Below are 16,331 nucleotides of genomic sequence, written 5' to 3'. Positions count from 1 at the left end.
GAGCTCCGGTACGAGTTCACCCCCGGTAGCCCGCCTCCGCACGCCACAGCGCCCGCCATCCCTGGTCGGGGACTATGGCGGGCGCTGTGTCGGGGTTCCGCACGTCGTTGTGCGGGCCGTATGAGGGGTCCCGCCCCGAAGGGCGGGGGTACCGCGGGGTTATACCGTCAGGGAGCGGTCCGTCGGCTTGACCGGGTACGGGAGGGCGCTCGTGCCCGTCAGGAAGCGGTCCACGCCGCGGGCGGCCGAGCGGCCTTCCGCGATGGCCCAGACGATGAGCGACTGGCCGCGGCCCGCGTCGCCGGCGACGAAGACGCCGTCGACGTTGGTCGCGTAGGAGGCGTCGCGCTCGATGTTGCCGCGGGCGTCCATCGCGAGGCCGAACTGCTCCACCAGGCCGTTGGCCTGGTCGGTGCCCGTGAAGCCCATCGCCAGGGTGACCAGCTGCGCGGGGAGGACGCGCTCGGTGCCGGGCTTCTGGACGAGCTTGCCGTCGACGAACTCGACCTCGACCAGGTGCAGGGCCTGGACGTTGCCGTCCTCGTCGCCCTCGAAGTGGGTGGTGGAGACGGAGTAGACCCGCTCGCCGCCCTCCTCGTGGGCCGAGGTGACCTTGTAGAGCATCGGGAACGTCGGCCACGGCTGGTTGGCGCTGCGCTCCTCGCCCGGCTTCGGCATGATCTCCAGCTGCGTGACGGAGGCCGCGCCCTGGCGGTGGGCGGTGCCCACGCAGTCCGCGCCGGTGTCGCCGCCGCCGATGACGACCACGTGCTTGCCCTCGGCCGTGATGGGGGGCGCCATGAAGTCGCCCTCCTGGACCTTGTTCGCGAGCGGCAGGTACTCCATCGCGAAGTGGATGCCGTTCAGCTCGCGGCCCGGGACCGGGAGGTCGCGGGAGACCGTGGCGCCCGCCGCGATGACCACCGCGTCGAACCGCTTGCGCAGGTCCGTGGCGGTGATGTCGCGGCCGACCTCGATGCCCGTACGGAACTTGGTGCCCTCCGCGCGCATCTGCTCGATGCGGCGGTTGATGTGCACCTTCTCCATCTTGAACTCGGGGATGCCGTAGCGCAGCAGGCCGCCGACGCGGTCGGCGCGCTCGTACACCACGACGGTGTGCCCGGCCCGGGTCAGCTGCTGGGCCGCGGCGAGACCCGCCGGGCCGGAGCCGATGACGGCGGCCGTCTTGCCGGACAGCCGCTCCGGCGGCTGCGGGGTGACGTTCCCGTTGTCCCAGGCCTTGTCGATGATCGAGACTTCGACGTTCTTGATGGTGACGGCCGGCTGGTTGATGCCGAGCACGCACGCCGACTCGCACGGAGCCGGGCACAGGCGGCCGGTGAACTCCGGGAAGTTGTTCGTGGCGTGCAGCCGCTCGGAGGCCGCCGACCAGTCCTCGCGGTACGCGAAGTCGTTCCACTCGGGGATCAGGTTCCCCAGCGGGCAGCCGTTGTGGCAGAACGGGATGCCGCAGTCCATGCAGCGGCCGGCCTGCTTGCTGATGATCGGGAGCAGCGAGCCCGGAACGTAGACCTCGTTCCAGTCCTTGAGGCGGTCGGCCACAGGACGGGAGCAGGCGGTCTCGCGGGGGGTGGTGAGGAAGCCCTTCGGGTCAGCCATGGGTCGCCGCCTCCATCATCTTCTCCGTGGTCTCGGATTCCGAGAGTCCGGCGAGCTCAGCGGCGTCCTTGGCGGCGAGCACTGCCTTGTACGTGGTCGGGATGATCTTGCTGAAGCGGTCCGCCGCGACGGACCAGTCGGCCAGGAGCTTCGCGGCCACGGTCGAGCCGGTCTCCTCCTCGTGGCGGCGCACCACATCGTGCAGCCACTGCTTGTCGGCGTCGGACAGCACGGTCTCGACGGCACCGACGTTGCCGACGTTGACGTTGTCCGGGTCGAGGTCGATGACGTACGCGACGCCGCCCGACATGCCGGCCGCGAAGTTGCGGCCCGTCTCGCCGAGGACGACCGCCGTACCGCCGGTCATGTACTCGCAGCCGTGGTCGCCCACGCCCTCCGAGACGACCAGGGCGCCGGAGTTGCGGACGCAGAAGCGCTCGCCGGTGCGGCCGCGCAGGAACATCTCGCCGCCGGTGGCTCCGTAGCCGATGGTGTTGCCGGCGATGGTGGAGTACTCGGCGAGGTGGTCGGCGCCGCGGTCCGGGCGGACCACGATGCGGCCGCCGGAGAGGCCCTTGCCGACGTAGTCGTTGGCGTCGCCCTCCAGGCGGAGGGTGATGCCCTTCGGCACGAAGGCGCCGAAGGACTGGCCGGCGCTGCCCGTGAAGGTCAGGTCGATGGTGTTGTCGGGCAGGCCCGCACCACCGAACTTCTTGGTGACGTGGTGGCCGAGCATGGTGCCGACGGTGCGGTTGATGTTGCGGATCGCGACCTGAGCGCGGACCGGCAGGGCGGCCTCGGCGGACTCGGCGTTCAGCGCGTCGGCCGCGAGCTCGATGAGCTCGTTGTCGAGGGCCTTCTCCAGACCGTGGTCCTGCTCGATCAGGGCGTGGCGGACCGCGCCCTCGGGCAGCTCGGGCACGTGGAAGAGCGGCTCGAGGTCGAGGCCCTGCGCCTTCCAGTGCGTCACGGCCTTGGTGGTGTCGAGCAGCTCGGCGTGGCCGACGGCCTCCTCGATGGTGCGGAAGCCCAGCTCGGCGAGGATCTCGCGCACCTCCTCCGCGATGAACTCGAAGAAGTTGACGACGAACTCGGGCTTGCCGGAGAAGCGGTCGCGCAGGACCGGGTTCTGCGTGGCGATGCCGACCGGGCACGTGTCCAGGTGGCAGACGCGCATCATGACGCAGCCGGAGACGACGAGCGGCGCGGTCGCGAAACCGAACTCCTCGGCGCCGAGCAGCGCGGCGATGACCACGTCGCGGCCGGTCTTGAGCTGGCCGTCCGTCTGGACGACGATGCGGTCGCGCAGCCCGTTGAGCAGCAGGGTCTGCTGGGTCTCGGCGAGGCCGAGCTCCCAGGGGCCGCCCGCGTGCTTCAGGGAGGTCAGCGGGGAGGCGCCCGTACCGCCGTCGTGGCCGGAGATGAGGACGACGTCCGCGTGGGCCTTGGAGACACCCGCGGCGACCGTGCCCACGCCGACCTCGGACACGAGCTTCACGTGGATGCGCGCGGCCGGGTTGGCGTTCTTGAGGTCGTGGATGAGCTGGGCGAGGTCCTCGATGGAGTAGATGTCGTGGTGCGGCGGCGGGGAGATCAGGCCGACACCCGGGGTGGAGTGCCGGGTCTTGGCGACCCACGGGTAGACCTTGTGGCCGGGCAGCTGGCCGCCCTCGCCGGGCTTGGCGCCCTGCGCCATCTTGATCTGGATGTCGTCCGCGTTGACGAGGTACTCGCTCGTGACACCGAAGCGGCCGGAGGCGACCTGCTTGATGGAGGAGCGGCGCGCCGGGTCGTACAGGCGCTCCGGGTCCTCGCCGCCCTCACCGGTGTTGGACTTGGCGCCCAGCTGGTTCATGGCGATGGCGAGGGTTTCGTGCGCCTCCTTGGAGATGGAGCCGTACGACATGGCGCCGGTGGAGAAGCGCTTGACGATGTCGGCGACCGGCTCGACCTCGTCGAGGGGGATCGACGGGCGGTCGCTCTTGAAGCCGAACAGGCCGCGGAGCGTCATGAGGCGCTCGGACTGCTCGTTCACGCGGTCCGTGTACTGCCGGAAGATGTCGTACCGGCGGTTGCGGGTGGCGTGCTGGAGGCGGAAGACCGTCTCCGGGTCGAACAGGTGCGGCTCGCCCTCGCGGCGCCACTGGTACTCGCCGCCGATCTCCAGCGCGCGGTGCGTGGCCGCGATGCCGGAGGCCGGGTACGCCTTGGCGTGGCGCGCGGCCACCTCCTTGGCGATGACGTGCAGGCCGGCGCCGCCGATCTTGGTGGCGGTGCCGCTGAAGTACGCGCCGACGAACTCCTCGTTCAGGCCGACGGCCTCGAAGACCTGGGCGCCGCGGTAGGAGGCGACGGTGGAGATGCCCATCTTGGACATGACCTTCAGGACGCCCTTGCCGAGCGCGTAGATCAGGTTCTTGATGGCCTGCTCCGGCTCCAGGCCGGACAGGAAGGTGCCGGCGCGCAGCAGGTCCTCGACGGACTCCATGGCGAGGTACGGGTTGACCGCGGCGGCGCCGTAGCCGATGAGCAGCGCGACGTGGTGGACCTCGCGGACGTCACCGGCCTCGACGAGCAGGCCCACCTGGGTGCGCTGCTTGGTGGCGATGAGGTGGTGGTGCACGGCGGAGGTGAGCAGCAGCGAGGGGATCGGTGCGTGCTCGGCGTCCGAGTGGCGGTCCGAGAGGACGATCAGGCGGGCGCCGGCCGCGATGGCGGCGTCGGCCTCGGTGCGGATCTCGGCGATCCGGGCGGCCAGTGCCTCGGCGCCGCCGGAGACCCGGTAGAGGCCCGAGAGGGTGGCCGCCTTCATGCCGGGCATGTCGCCGTCGGCGTTGATGTGGATGAGCTTGGCCAGCTCGTCGTTGTCGATCACCGGGAACGGCAGCGTGACGCTGCGGCAGGACGCGGCGGTCGGCTCGAGCAGGTTGGACTCCGGGCCGATCGAGGACAGCAGCGAGGTGACGAGTTCCTCGCGGATGGCGTCCAGCGGCGGGTTCGTGACCTGCGCGAAGAGCTGGGTGAAGTAGTCGAAGAGCAGCCGGGGGCGCTCGGAGAGGGCCGCGATCGGGGAGTCCGTACCCATGGAGCCGAGCGGCTCGCCGGCGGTACGGGCCATCGGCGCGAGGATGACGCGCAGCTCTTCCTCGGTGTAGCCGAAGGTCTGCTGGCGGCGGGTGACCGAGGCGTGGGTGTGCACGATGTGCTCGCGCTCGGGCAGGTCCGACAGCTCGATCTCGCCGGTCTCCAGCCAGTCCGCGTACGGGGCGGCGGCGGCCAGCTCGTCCTTGATCTCGTCGTCCTCGATGATCCGCTTCTGGGCGGTGTCGACGAGGAACATCTTGCCGGGCTGCAGGCGGCCCTTGCGGACGACCTTGGCCGGGTCGATGTCGAGCACGCCGACCTCGGAGCCGAGGACGACGAGGCCGTCGTCGGTGACCCAGTAGCGGCCGGGGCGCAGACCGTTGCGGTCGAGGACCGCGCCGACCTGGGTGCCGTCGGTGAAGGTGACGCAGGCCGGGCCGTCCCAGGGCTCCATCATCGTGGAGTGGTACTTGTAGAACGCGCGGCGGGCCGGGGCCATGGAGGTGTGGTTCTCCCACGCCTCCGGGATCATCATCAGCACGCTGTGCGGCAGGGACCGGCCGCCGAGGTGGAGCAGCTCCAGGACCTCGTCGAAGGAGGCCGAGTCGGAGGCGTCGGGGGTGCAGATCGGGAAGATCCGGTCCAGCGTGCCCTCGCCGAAGACGTCCGACGCCAGCTGGGACTCGCGGGCCTTCATCCAGTTGCGGTTGCCCTTGACCGTGTTGATCTCGCCGTTGTGCGCGACGAAGCGGTACGGGTGGGCGAGCGGCCACGACGGGAAGGTGTTCGTCGAGAACCGGGAGTGGACCAGGGCGAGCGTCGAGGCGAAGCGGCGGTCGGAGAGGTCCGGGAAGAACGGCTCCAGCTGGCCGGTGGTCAGCATGCCCTTGTAGACGATCGTGCGGGCGGAGAGCGAGGGGAAGTAGACCCCGGCCTCGCGCTCGGCGCGCTTGCGCAGCACGAAGGCCTTGCGGTCGAGCTCGATGCCGGTCGAGCCGTTGCTGACGAAGAGCTGCGAGAAGGCCGGCATGGTGGCGCGGGCGCCGTTGCCGAGCAGGTCCGGGGTGACCGGGACCTCGCGCCAGCCGAGGACCGTGAGGTTCTCCTCGGCGGCGATCGCCTCGATCTGCTCCACGGCGACGGCCTGTGCGGAGCCGTCGGCGGGGAGGAAGGCGATGCCGACGGCGTAGGCGCCGGCCTCGGGAAGGTCGAAACCGGCCACTTCGCGCAGGAACGCGTCCGGCACCTGGCAGAGGATGCCGGCGCCGTCGCCGGAGTCCGGCTCGGAGCCGGTGGCGCCGCGGTGCTCGAGGTTCCGCAATACGGTCAGGGCCTGCTCAACGAGGGTGTGGGTGGCCTCGCCGGTGAGGTTCGCCACGAATCCGACGCCACAGGCGTCCTTCTCGTTGCGCGGGTCGTACATGCCCTGCTGGGCGGGGCGACCGTCCATGGGCGACCAGGCGGTGGTGCTGGGGCCGGTCGCGGAGTGCGTGGATGCGGAACGCATCGGCTCTCCCGTCGTCGTCGTGGCATATGTGCATAGCCGAGGGACGACGTTGGCCCTCTGCGAAATTTCGTGCAGATTACATGATGACGACTATCCCGCGAAGCGGATATGCCGTTCCAGCATGCGGACACTGCACGGGGCAGAAAAGAGGGGACCTTCGCCGTGTTCTCTAGGCGGTTCTCACGGCACCATGACGGGCCGAAGGTCCCGGCGGGGCGGGCATCGTTGCCCGCAGCCCTGTTCTGGTACCCGGCGGACACGCGAGTGAAACCGCCGAGTAATGGATTACTTATGTGGTGCGCTGCATAGTGTCTCACTCTCAGCCCGGTCAGCCTATGGCTCCACCGATCCAGGTTCCCAGGATGTACGTCACACCGGCGGCCGCGCCACCCAGAGCCAGCTGGCGCAGACCGCTGTACCACCAGGACCGGGCCGTGACCCGGGAGACCACCGCTCCGCAGGCGAAGAGCCCCGCGAGCGCCAGCAGCACCGCGGGCCACAGCGACGCGGCTCCGAGCAGGTACGGCAGTACGGGGAGCAGCGCGCCCAGCGCGAAGGAGCCGAAGGACGATACGGCGGCGACCAGCGGCGAGGGCAGGTCGTCGGGGTCGATGCCGAGCTCCTCGCGGGCGTGGATCTCCAGCGCCTGCTCGGGGTCGCGGGACAGTTGCATGGCCACCTCGCGGGCGAGCGGGGGTTCGACGCCGCGCGAGACGTAGAGCTCGGCCAGCTCCTCCATCTCGTCGACGGGGTGCTTGCGCAACTGCTGGCGTTCGACGTCGAGTTCGGCGAGGACCAGCTCGCGCTGCGAGGCGACGGAGGTGTACTCGCCGGCCGCCATGGAGAAGGCGCCGGCCGCGAGGCCGGCCAGACCGGTGATCACGATGGTGTGCGGGGCGACGGCGCCGCCGGCCACACCGGTCATGAGGGCGAGGTTCGACACGAGCCCGTCCATCGCACCGAAAACGGCCGGCCGCAGCCATCCGCCGTTGACGTCCCGGTGGGTGTGGTTGTCGCGGTGTGCGGTGTGCAGCGGTGCTTCGATGCCGATGATGGACATGCGCCGTATCTCCCCTTTTGTGCGAACGGGCGCCACCCGGCCTCCCGTTCCCCCGGAACACCTCGAAACTACGCACGAATTCAGCGCCCCGCCAGCAAGGAAGGCCGTACTTACCTGCGGTTTTGCGGGTCGGCGACCGGGTGACGAGGGTGCGCGCGGGGTGTTTCGCGACGAGCGACAAACCTCATGCCATGGCACAAATCCCCCAAGGGCTCAAGATGAGTCCCACCAAGTGGAGAGGCGCGCCATGGAGCTGATTGCATGCAATCCGCAGGTCCTCCTCGAACGGGCCAGGGGCGCTCTTCTGGGACTCGCGGTGGGTGACGCGCTGGGCGCCCCCGCGGAGAACATGAAGCCGTCGGAGATCCGGGCGAAGTGGGGCCGGATCGAGGGCTTCGTGTCGGAGGACCCGGCGGGCACGGACGACACCGAGTACGCGATCTTCTCCGGGCTGCTGCTGGCCAGGCACGGCTCCGCGCTCACCGTCTCCCATGTGGAGCGGGCCTGGCACCACTGGATCGCGGACCTGGACGAGGGCCCGTTCCGCGGCGCGGGCTTCTCGGAACGCGGCACCCTGGAGAACCTGCGCCGGGGCCTGGCGGCGCCCATCTCGGCCCAGCACCGCCACGCCTGGTCGGACGGTCTCGCGATGCGGGCGGCCCCCTTCGGGGTCTTCGCGGCGGGCCGGCCCGCCGAGGCCGCCCGGCTCGTCGCGATCGACGGCTGTGTCAGCCACGACGGCGAGGGCATCTACGGAGGCCAGGCGGTCGCGGCGGGCGTGGCGGCGGCGATGGCGGGCGCCGGGCCGCCGTCGGTGATCGCGGCCGCCCTGTCGGTGATCCCGGCCGACTCCTGGACGGCCCGGTCCCTGCGCCGGGCCGTCACCGCCGCCCCGCGGGGCGAACGGGCGGTGCGCTCGGCCGTGGTCATCGGCGGCTACCCGTGGACGGACCTCGCCCCGGAGGCGGTGGGGCTGGCCTTCGGCGCGTTCGCCGCCTGCGCGGGCGACTTCCCCTCCTCGGTGCTCACGGCCGTGAACATGGGCCGCGACGCGGACACCACGGCGGCGGTGGCCGGCGCCCTGTCCGGGGCCCTGTCCGGCGCCGCCGCGGTCCCCGCCGCCTGGTCCTCGGCCATCGGCCCAGTCCGCGGCAGCTGCCTCCCCTCGATGCGGGGCTACCACGTCCTGGACATCGCGGACCTCCTGACCCCGGAATACGAGGCCCCCCGATGACCCCGTCCCCGTACACCGAGCCCCCCTCACCTCCGGCCCCCACCCCCCTGCCCCCGGCAATCCCCACCAGCCCGTCCCCCACGCCGAACCCGCCACCCCCCGCGAACCCGGTCATCACCCTCAGCCCCACGACCACGACCACGGCCGGCCCGACGCACACGACGAGCAGGGCCGGCACGGCGACCACCGCCAGCCCGGCGACCACGGCCAGCACGGCAAGCACCGCCAGCACGGCCAGCACGGCCAACCCGGCGACCACGGCGAGCCCGGCGAGTACGGCGAGCCCGGCCAGCACGGCCAGCACGGCCAACCCGGCGACCACGGCGAGCCCGGCGAGTACGGCGAGCCCGGCCAGCACGGCCAGCACGGCCAACCCGGCGAGTACGGCGAGCCCGGCGAGTACGGCGAGCCCGGCGAGTACGGCGAGCCCGGCGAGCCCGGCGAGTACGGCGAGCCCGGCGAGTACGGCGAGCATCGCCGGCACGGGTGACACGGTGAGCACCGCCAGCACGGGCGACACGGTGAGCACGGCCGGCCCGGCCGGCACTGCGACCACGGCGAGCACCGCCAGCACGGCCAGTACGGCAAGCACCGCCGGCACGGCGAGCACGGTGAGCGCCGTCATCCCGGCCGGCACGGCGACCACCGCCAGCACGGCGAGCAGGGCCAGCACGGCGACCACCGCCAGCACCGCCAGTACGGCAAGCACGGCCAGCACGGCGACCCCGGCGAGCGCCGCCAGCACCGCCAGTACGGCAAGCACGGCCAGCACGGCGACCACCGCCAGCACCCCCGGCACGGGCAGCCTCGTACGCCCGGTCACCCTGGTCACCCCGGCCGCCCCGGCCGCCCCGGTCATCAGGGTCGCCACCGTCACCCCAGTGCGATCCGTGACCCCGGTGCGCCCGGAAAGCCCGGCGACCTCGGTGACCCCAGTGCGCGCGATGCGCGCGGTGCGGCCGGTGCGACCGGTGCGCCGGGTCCGGCCCGTGCCGACCTCGGCCCCGGCAGGCCCGCCAAGCCCGCCGCAGGCGACCCGGCGGATCGAAGGGCTGCTCATCGGGCTCGCCGCAGGCGACGCGGCCGGGTGGCCCGCCGCGCGGCACCGTGCCAGCCGGATGCCCGAGTGGACGCGCCGCCTCACCCGCGAGCTCGACACCTTCGCCGAGCAGAACGCCACCACCACCCTCCCCGTCCCCATCGCCCTCAACCAGCCCCCCGAACCCCTGCGCCTCGGCCCCTCCGACGACGCCGAATGGGCCGCCTTCGTCGCCGAGTCCGTCCTCACCGCCTCCGGAGTCCTGCTGAGCGACCTCTCCCGGTCCCGCCGCATGCGCGCCGCCATCGACCTCGCCTGGAACGCCCTCGCCTCCGAGGTCGCCGCCGCGGCGGAACGCGCCCCCGAGGTCGAGTCCGCCGTACTGCCCCTGCGGGCCCGGATCTCCGTCCGGGCCGGCCTCGGCAACCTCGCCGCCGGCCTGCGTCCGCCCGCCACCGGCCACGACAACCCGCACTTCTTCGACGACGCCGCCTGCGTCCGCGCCTGCGTGCTCGCCATCGTCCACCCCGGTGACCCGGACGCGGCCGCGGACCTCGCCGAGTTCGACGCCCGCTACACCCAGGACGGCGACGGCGTCCACGGCGCCCGCGCCATGGCCGCCGCCGTCGCGACCGCACTGGCCGGCTCCGACGTCGACACCGCCGTCGACGCCGCACTCGCCCAGCTCCCCGAGGCCACCGAGATCGGCCGCAACGCCCGGCACGCCCTCAAGCTCGCCCGCGGCGGCGGGGGCGCCTTCGCCATCGTCCCCACCCTCGAGCACGAGATCGTGGACCACGTCTACAGCTACGGGATCGCCGCCGCCGAGACCGTCCCGGTGGCGCTCGCCCTCGCGACCGCCGCCCGCGGCAAGGCGGCCGAGGCCGTCCCCGCCGCCGCCTGCCTGTCCCGCGTCGCGGACTCCGCCCCCGCCCTGGCCGGCGCCCTCACCGGCGCGCTCGGCGGCGGCGACTCGATCCCCGCCGCCTGGCGCGAGGCCTGCCGCACGCTCTCCGGCTGCGCCCTCCCCCGCCTCGCCGGCACCGATCTCGTGGAACTCGCCGCGCTCCTCGCTCGCACGGAACTCACCTCGCACAAGGGATGATTCAGACATGACGCTCACGCTCACGCTGGAGGAACGGGCCGCAGGCGCTCTCGTCGGGGCCGCCGTAGGCGATGCGCTCGGCGGGCCGGTGGAGGGCTACAGCCCCGACCAGATCGTCGAACGGCACGGCGGCCGGGTGCACGGCATCGTCGGCCCCTGGCACGAGGACTGGCGCACGGCCCGCCCGATCGCCCCGTACCACAAGGGGGACGGGCACGTCACCGACGACACCCTCATGACGCACGCCCTGGTACGGGTCTACGAGGCGGTACGGGACCACCTCGACGCCTACGCGGTCGCCGAGCACCTGGTCCCGGACCTGATGGGCAACCCCCGCTGGATCCCCGAACTGGAGGCGGAGGCCCTCCCCCTCCAGCGGATCTTCCTCGCCGAGAAGTGGATCGTCACCCGCCTCCACTACGCGCACGCCGACCCCCGCGAGGCCGGCAGCGGCAACATCGTCAACTGCGGTGCGGCGATGTACATGGCCCCGGTCGGCATCGTCAACGCGGGCAACCCGGCGGGCGCGTACGCGGAGGCCCTGGACATCGCCGGGGCGCACCAGTCCTCGTACGGGCGGGAGGCGGCGGGGGTCTTCGCGGCGGCGGTGGCGGCCGCGTGCCTGCCGGGGGCGACGGCCGCCTCCGTGGTGGACACCGCCCTCGCCCTGGCCAAGGACGGCACGCGCGCCGCCATCGCCGCCGTCGCGGAAACCGCCTCACGCCACCGCGAGGTCGAGTCGGCGCTGGCCCCGCTCCGGGCCGCGGTCGCCCCGTACGACACGGTGGGCCCGGACTACCGCTCGCCCTCCCTCGGTGCGCGGCGCCCCTCGCGCCTCCACTCCATCGAGGAGCTCCCGATCGCGCTCGGGATGCTGCTGATCGCGGACGGGGCGTACGAGACCTCCGTGCTCGGAGCCGTCAACTACGGCCGGGACTGCGACTCCATCGCCACCATGGCGGGGGCCGTCGCCGGGGCCCTGGGCGGCGAGTCCGTGATCCCGGAGGCCTGGTCGAAGCAGGTCGCCGAGGCCAGCCGCCTCGACCTGCACGCCCCCGCCGGGGCGCTGGCCGCGGTGGCCCGCGAGGTCTTCGCCCTGGACCGCACCCGCCGCCGCGCCCACGAGTCGGCCTTCACCGCGATCTGCACACCCCGATGACCGCGCCCCGCCTACGGCTCACCTGGGCGCAGCCCGAGGACCTCGTCGGCCACGAGCTGCGGCAGGCGGTCGAGGACGGGCGGAACCCGGAGGGTGTGCGGCGGGTCTGGCTGGCCGCGGGCGGGCACCCGGCCCCCGCCCGCGCCGGGGCGTCCCCCGGCCCGTCGGATCCGGCCCTGCGGGCCCTGGCCCACCGCCTGCTCGACGAACTCGCCGCCCTTCCCTCCCCGCTGGCCGCCGCCGAACCGCAGTCCTGGGAAGCCGTCCGTGCCACCTGGCCCGCCGCCGACGGCCCGGACCCCCGCCCGGCGGGCGCGCCCCGCCCGGACTCCCCGGCCCCAGGGCCCGGCCCCCGCCCGGACCCCGCGCTGCGCCGCAGGCTGGAGGCCGCGTGGGTGGGGCGGGCCGTCGGGTGCCTGCTCGGGAAGCCCGTGGAGAAGCTGCCGCTCGACGGGATCCGGGCGCTGGCCCGGGCCGCCGGGAACTGGCCGCTGAACGACTGGTTCAGCGCCCGCGGCGTCCCGCCGCAGCTGCTGGCCGCGTACCCCTGGAACCGCCGCTCGGCCCCCACCTCCCTGGCCGAGAACATCGACGGCATGCCCGAGGACGACGACCTCAACTACCCCCTCCTCGGCCTGCTCCTGCTCCAGCGGCACGGCAAGGCCTTCACCACCGCCGACGTGGCCCGGCTCTGGCTCGACGAGCTGCCCGCCGGCCGGACCTTCACCGCCGAGCGCGTCGCCTACCGCAACCTCCTCCTCGGGCTGGAGCCGCCCGCCACCGCCACCCACCACAACCCGTTCCGCGAATGGATCGGCGCCCTCATCCGCGCCGACGTCCACGGCTGGACCAACCCCGGCGACCCGGCCGCCGCCGCGGCCCAGGCCTACCGCGACGCCGCCCTGACGCACACCGGCAACGGCGTCTACGCCGCCCTGTTCATCGCCGCCGCCACGGCCACCGCCGCCACCGGCCGCGCCGGCGTCCACACCGCGCTGCGCTCCGGGCTGGCCGTCGTACCGCCCCGCTCGCGCCTCGCCGAGGCCGTCCGCTCCGGGATCCGGGCTGCCCGCGAGGAGCCCGACTTCGACCGTGTCGCCGACCGCCTGCACGCCCGCTACGGTCACTACCACTGGGTGCACGCCGTCCCCAACACGGCCCTGATCGCCGCCGCCCTCACCCACGCCGACGGCGACTTCACCCACTCCATCTGCCGGGCCGTGTCCGGGGGTTGGGACACCGACTCCAACGGCGCCACCGTCGGCGCCCTCTGCGCGCTGATCACCGGGGAGGTCCCGCACCGCTGGGCGGCGCCCCTGAAGAACCGCCTCGCCACCACGGTCCCCGGCTTCGACGGCATCGGCTTCGACACCCTCGCCCACCTCACCCACCGGCTCACCGCACAGGAGGCAGCACGCTCATGACGGCCATCGCCGTGCTCGGCAGTACGAACATGGACCTCGTCGCCTACGTCCCCAAGGCCCCCCGCCTCGGGGAGACCGTCACCGGCCGCGCCTTCCGCACCGTCCCCGGCGGCAAGGGCGCCAACCAGGCCGTCGCCGCGGCCCGCTGCGGCGCGCAGGTGGTGATGATCGGCGCGGTCGGGGCCGACGCGTTCGGCGTGCGGCTGCGCTCCGCGCTCACCGCCGACGGGGTCGACACGGCGGCCCTGCGCACCGTCGAGGGCGCCAGCGGCACCGCCCACATCACGGTGGACGACGAGGGCGGCAACAGCATCATCGTGATCCCCGGCGCCAACGCCCGCGTCACCGGCCTGGAGGCGGGCGACGAGACCCGGATCGCCGCCGCCGACGCCCTGCTCCTCCAGCTCGAACTGCCCCTTGAGGCCGTCCTCGCCGGCGCCCTCGCCGCCCGCGCGCACCGCGTCCGTACGGTGCTCACCCCGGCCCCCGCGCAGCCGCTGCCCGCCGGGCTCCTCGCCGCCACCGACCTGCTGGTCCCCAACGAGCACGAGGCCGCCGCCCTCACCGGGCTCACCGACCCCGCGCAGTGCGCGGCGGCCCTGCTGGACGCCGTACCCGAGGTGGTGGTCACCCTCGGTGCCGCCGGGGTCCTGTACGCCGCCCGCGGCCGGGAGCCGCTGACCGTGCCGGCTCCGCGGGTCCGGGCCGTGGACACCACCGCCGCCGGGGACACCTTCGTCGGCGCCCTCTCCGTGGCCCTGGGCGAGGGCCGTCCGATGCCCGAGGCGCTGCGCTGGGCCTCGGCGGCGGCCGCGCTCTCCGTCCAGCGGCCCGGCGCCCAGGACTCGATGCCGACCCGCGCGGAGACCGATGCGTTCGCCGCGGACCGGCCCGGAGCCGCGTCGTGACCCCCCGTGCCGGCGCAGCGGACCCCGCCGGACCACTGGCCGGACTCCGCGTCCTGGACCTCGCCACCCTCTTCGCCGGACCGCTGGCCGCCACCCTGCTCGGCGACTTCGGCGCCGAGGTGGTCAAGGTCGAACACCCCGGCCGCCCCGACCCCTCCCGCGGCCACGGCCCCGCCAAGGACGGCATCGGGCTGTGGTGGAAGCTGCTCGGCCGGAACAAGCGGACGATCACCCTCGACCTGTCCACGCCCGGCGGCCGGGACACCCTGCTGCGCCTCGCCGCCACCGCCGACGTGGTCATCGAGAACTTCCGCCCCGGCACCCTGGAGAAATGGGGCCTGGGCTGGCCCGAGCTGTCCGCCGCCAACCCGCGCCTGGTGCTGACCCGCGTCACGGCGTTCGGACAGCAGGGCCCGTACGCCCACCGCCCCGGCTTCGGCACCCTCGCCGAGGCGATGAGCGGCTTCGCCGCGATCACCGGGGAGCCGGACGGGCCGCCGACCCTGCCGCCGTTCGGGCTCGCGGACTCCATCGCCGCGCTGACCACCGCGTACGCGGTGATGACCGCCCTCGCGGGACGCGACCGCACGGGCCGCGGCCAGGTCGTGGACCTGGCCATCATCGAGCCGATCCTCACGGTGCTCGGCCCGCACCCGCTCTGGTACGACCAGCTCGGCTACGTCCAGCCGCGCACCGGCAACCGCTCCACGAACAACGCGCCCCGCAACACCTACCGCAGTGCGGACGGCCGCTGGCTGGCGGTCTCCACCTCGGCCCAGTCCGTCGCCGAGCGGGTACTGCGCCTGGTGGGGCGGCCGGAGCTGATCGCCGAGCCCTGGTTCGCCACCGGTTCCGGGCGGGCGGCACACGGGCACGTCCTGGACGAGGCGGTCGGCGGCTGGATCGCCCGCCACAAGGCCGAGGAGGTCGTCGCCGCCTTCGAGGAGGCCCAGGCGGCCGTCGCCCAGGTCTACGACGTCCGGGACGTGATGGCGGACCCGCAGTTCGCGGCCCTGGACACGGTCACCGAGATCGAGGACCCGGAGCTCGGACCGATCCGGATGCAGAACATCCTCTTCCGTCTCTCCGAGACCCCCGGCGGGATCCGCTGGGCCGGCCGCCCGCACGGCGCGGACACCGACGAGGTCCTGGCCGAGCTGGGCCTGACGGCGGCCGAGATCGGCGCGCTGCGGAGCGAGGGGGCGCTGTGATCCTGACCTGGCTGTACGCGCCGGGCGACCGCCCGGCGGTGGTGGCCAAGGCCCTCGGCTGCGGGGCGGACGCCGTGATCGTGGACCTGGAGGACGCGGTACCGGCCTCGCGCAAGGAGTACGCCCGCGCCGCCACCGCCGAGCTGCTCGCCGAGCGGCCCCCGGTCCCCGTCCACGTCCGCGTCAACGCTCTCGGCTCTCCCTGGGGCGGCGCCGACCTCGCCGCCCTCGGCGGACTGCGCGGCCTGGCCGGGCTCCGGCTGCCCAAGATCAGCGCTCCGGAGCAGGTCGTGGCCGCCGCGGACCGCACCGGCGGGGTGGGGCTGCACGCCCTGCTCGAGTCCGCGCTGGGCGTGGAGCGCGCGTACGAGATCGCCCGCGCGCACCCCGCGCTGCGCGGGCTCTCCCTCGGGGAGGCCGATCTGCGGGCCGACCTGGCCGTCAGCGCGGAGCCGGGCCTGGACTGGTGCCGCTGCCGGGTGGTGGTGGCGGCCCGCGCGGCCGGGCTGGCGCCCCCGGTCCAGTCGGTGTTCCCGGACATCCGGGACCTGGAGGCGCTGGCCGTCTCCTGCGCGCGCGGCCGCGGGCTCGGCTTCCTGGGCAGGGCCGCGATCCATCCCCGCCAGCTGCCGGTGATCGAGCGGGCGTACCTGCCCGCGCCGGAGGAGGTGCACGCGGCGGAGGAGGTCCTGAGCGCGGCCCGTGCCACGCCGGGGGCGCTCGCGCTGCCGGACGGGCGCTTCGTGGACCCGGCGGTGGTGGCCGCCGCCCACCGCACCCTTGCGCTCGCCGCGCGGATGGCGGGGCGCTGACCGGGGCCCTGCGGAGGCTCCGCGGAGGGGGCCGGTGCAGCGCCGTTGCCGGGGCTCCGCCCCAGACCCCGCGCCTCAAACGCCGGCGGGGCTGGAGGGGGCCACTCGGCGCCGGATGGTGCCTGTGCCGGCTGGATGGTGTCCGGAACGCCTGGATGCCGAAGGGGG

Annotated in this window: 10 protein-coding genes; 7 read left to right on the top strand and 3 right to left on the bottom strand. The window is 73.8% G+C overall.

Annotated features, from left to right (window positions below):
* Positions 1-159: 159 nt before the first annotated feature.
* The 3 genes from ACZ6I1_RS24705 to ACZ6I1_RS24695 form a co-directional block, all read right to left on the bottom strand.
* Entirely contained in the window at positions 160-1,620 is a 1,461-nt protein-coding gene (locus ACZ6I1_RS24705) for a glutamate synthase subunit beta (RefSeq protein ID WP_469290551.1), read from the bottom strand.
* On the bottom strand, positions 1,613-6,154 hold the full coding sequence (gltB, locus tag ACZ6I1_RS24700) for a glutamate synthase large subunit (protein ID WP_469290645.1): 4,542 nt from the start codon (positions 6,152-6,154) through the stop codon (positions 1,613-1,615). The genes ACZ6I1_RS24705 and gltB overlap by 8 nt, the downstream gene beginning before the upstream one ends.
* Before the next feature lie 385 nt (positions 6,155-6,539).
* On the bottom strand, positions 6,540-7,271 hold the full coding sequence (locus tag ACZ6I1_RS24695; RefSeq protein WP_469290549.1) for a VIT1/CCC1 transporter family protein: 732 nt from the start codon (positions 7,269-7,271) through the stop codon (positions 6,540-6,542).
* Positions 7,272-7,518: 247 nt separating this feature from the next.
* Here ACZ6I1_RS24695 and ACZ6I1_RS24690 point away from each other — a divergent pair, with 247 nt between their 5' ends.
* The 7 genes from ACZ6I1_RS24690 (at position 7,519) to ACZ6I1_RS24660 (ending at position 16,163) form a co-directional block, all read left to right on the top strand.
* The gene (locus tag ACZ6I1_RS24690; protein ID WP_469290547.1) at positions 7,519-8,505 is read left to right on the top strand and encodes an ADP-ribosylglycohydrolase family protein; all 987 of its coding nucleotides are present in this window, start codon (positions 7,519-7,521) and stop codon (positions 8,503-8,505) included.
* Positions 8,506-9,449: 944 nt separating this feature from the next.
* Positions 9,450-10,649 (top strand): ADP-ribosylglycohydrolase family protein, encoded by a 1,200-nt coding sequence (locus tag ACZ6I1_RS24685; protein ID WP_469290643.1) that lies wholly within the window; start codon positions 9,450-9,452, stop codon positions 10,647-10,649.
* A gap of 7 nt (positions 10,650-10,656) precedes the next feature.
* Positions 10,657-11,808: an ADP-ribosylglycohydrolase family protein gene (locus ACZ6I1_RS24680; protein ID WP_469290546.1), complete on the top strand. Its 1,152-nt coding sequence runs from the start codon at positions 10,657-10,659 to the stop codon at positions 11,806-11,808.
* Complete coding sequence (locus ACZ6I1_RS24675; protein WP_469290545.1) at positions 11,805-13,232, top strand: ADP-ribosylglycohydrolase family protein; 1,428 nt, start codon at positions 11,805-11,807, stop codon at positions 13,230-13,232. The genes ACZ6I1_RS24680 and ACZ6I1_RS24675 overlap by 4 nt, the downstream gene beginning before the upstream one ends.
* On the top strand, positions 13,229-14,140 hold the full coding sequence (gene rbsK, locus ACZ6I1_RS24670; protein WP_469290543.1) for a ribokinase: 912 nt from the start codon (positions 13,229-13,231) through the stop codon (positions 14,138-14,140). The genes ACZ6I1_RS24675 and rbsK overlap by 4 nt, the downstream gene beginning before the upstream one ends.
* Complete coding sequence (locus ACZ6I1_RS24665) at positions 14,137-15,351, top strand: CaiB/BaiF CoA transferase family protein (protein ID WP_469290541.1); 1,215 nt, start codon at positions 14,137-14,139, stop codon at positions 15,349-15,351. Before rbsK ends, ACZ6I1_RS24665 begins: the two co-directional genes overlap by 4 nt.
* Entirely contained in the window at positions 15,348-16,163 is an 816-nt protein-coding gene (locus ACZ6I1_RS24660; protein WP_469290539.1) for an HpcH/HpaI aldolase/citrate lyase family protein, read from the top strand. Before ACZ6I1_RS24665 ends, ACZ6I1_RS24660 begins: the two co-directional genes overlap by 4 nt.
* Positions 16,164-16,331: the final 168 nt, after the last annotated feature.

This window comes from Streptomyces sp. NPDC046303, assembly GCF_055588085.1.
The sequence above is the reverse complement of the archived record's forward strand: the minus strand, read 5'-3'. Positions and strand labels throughout refer to the sequence as shown.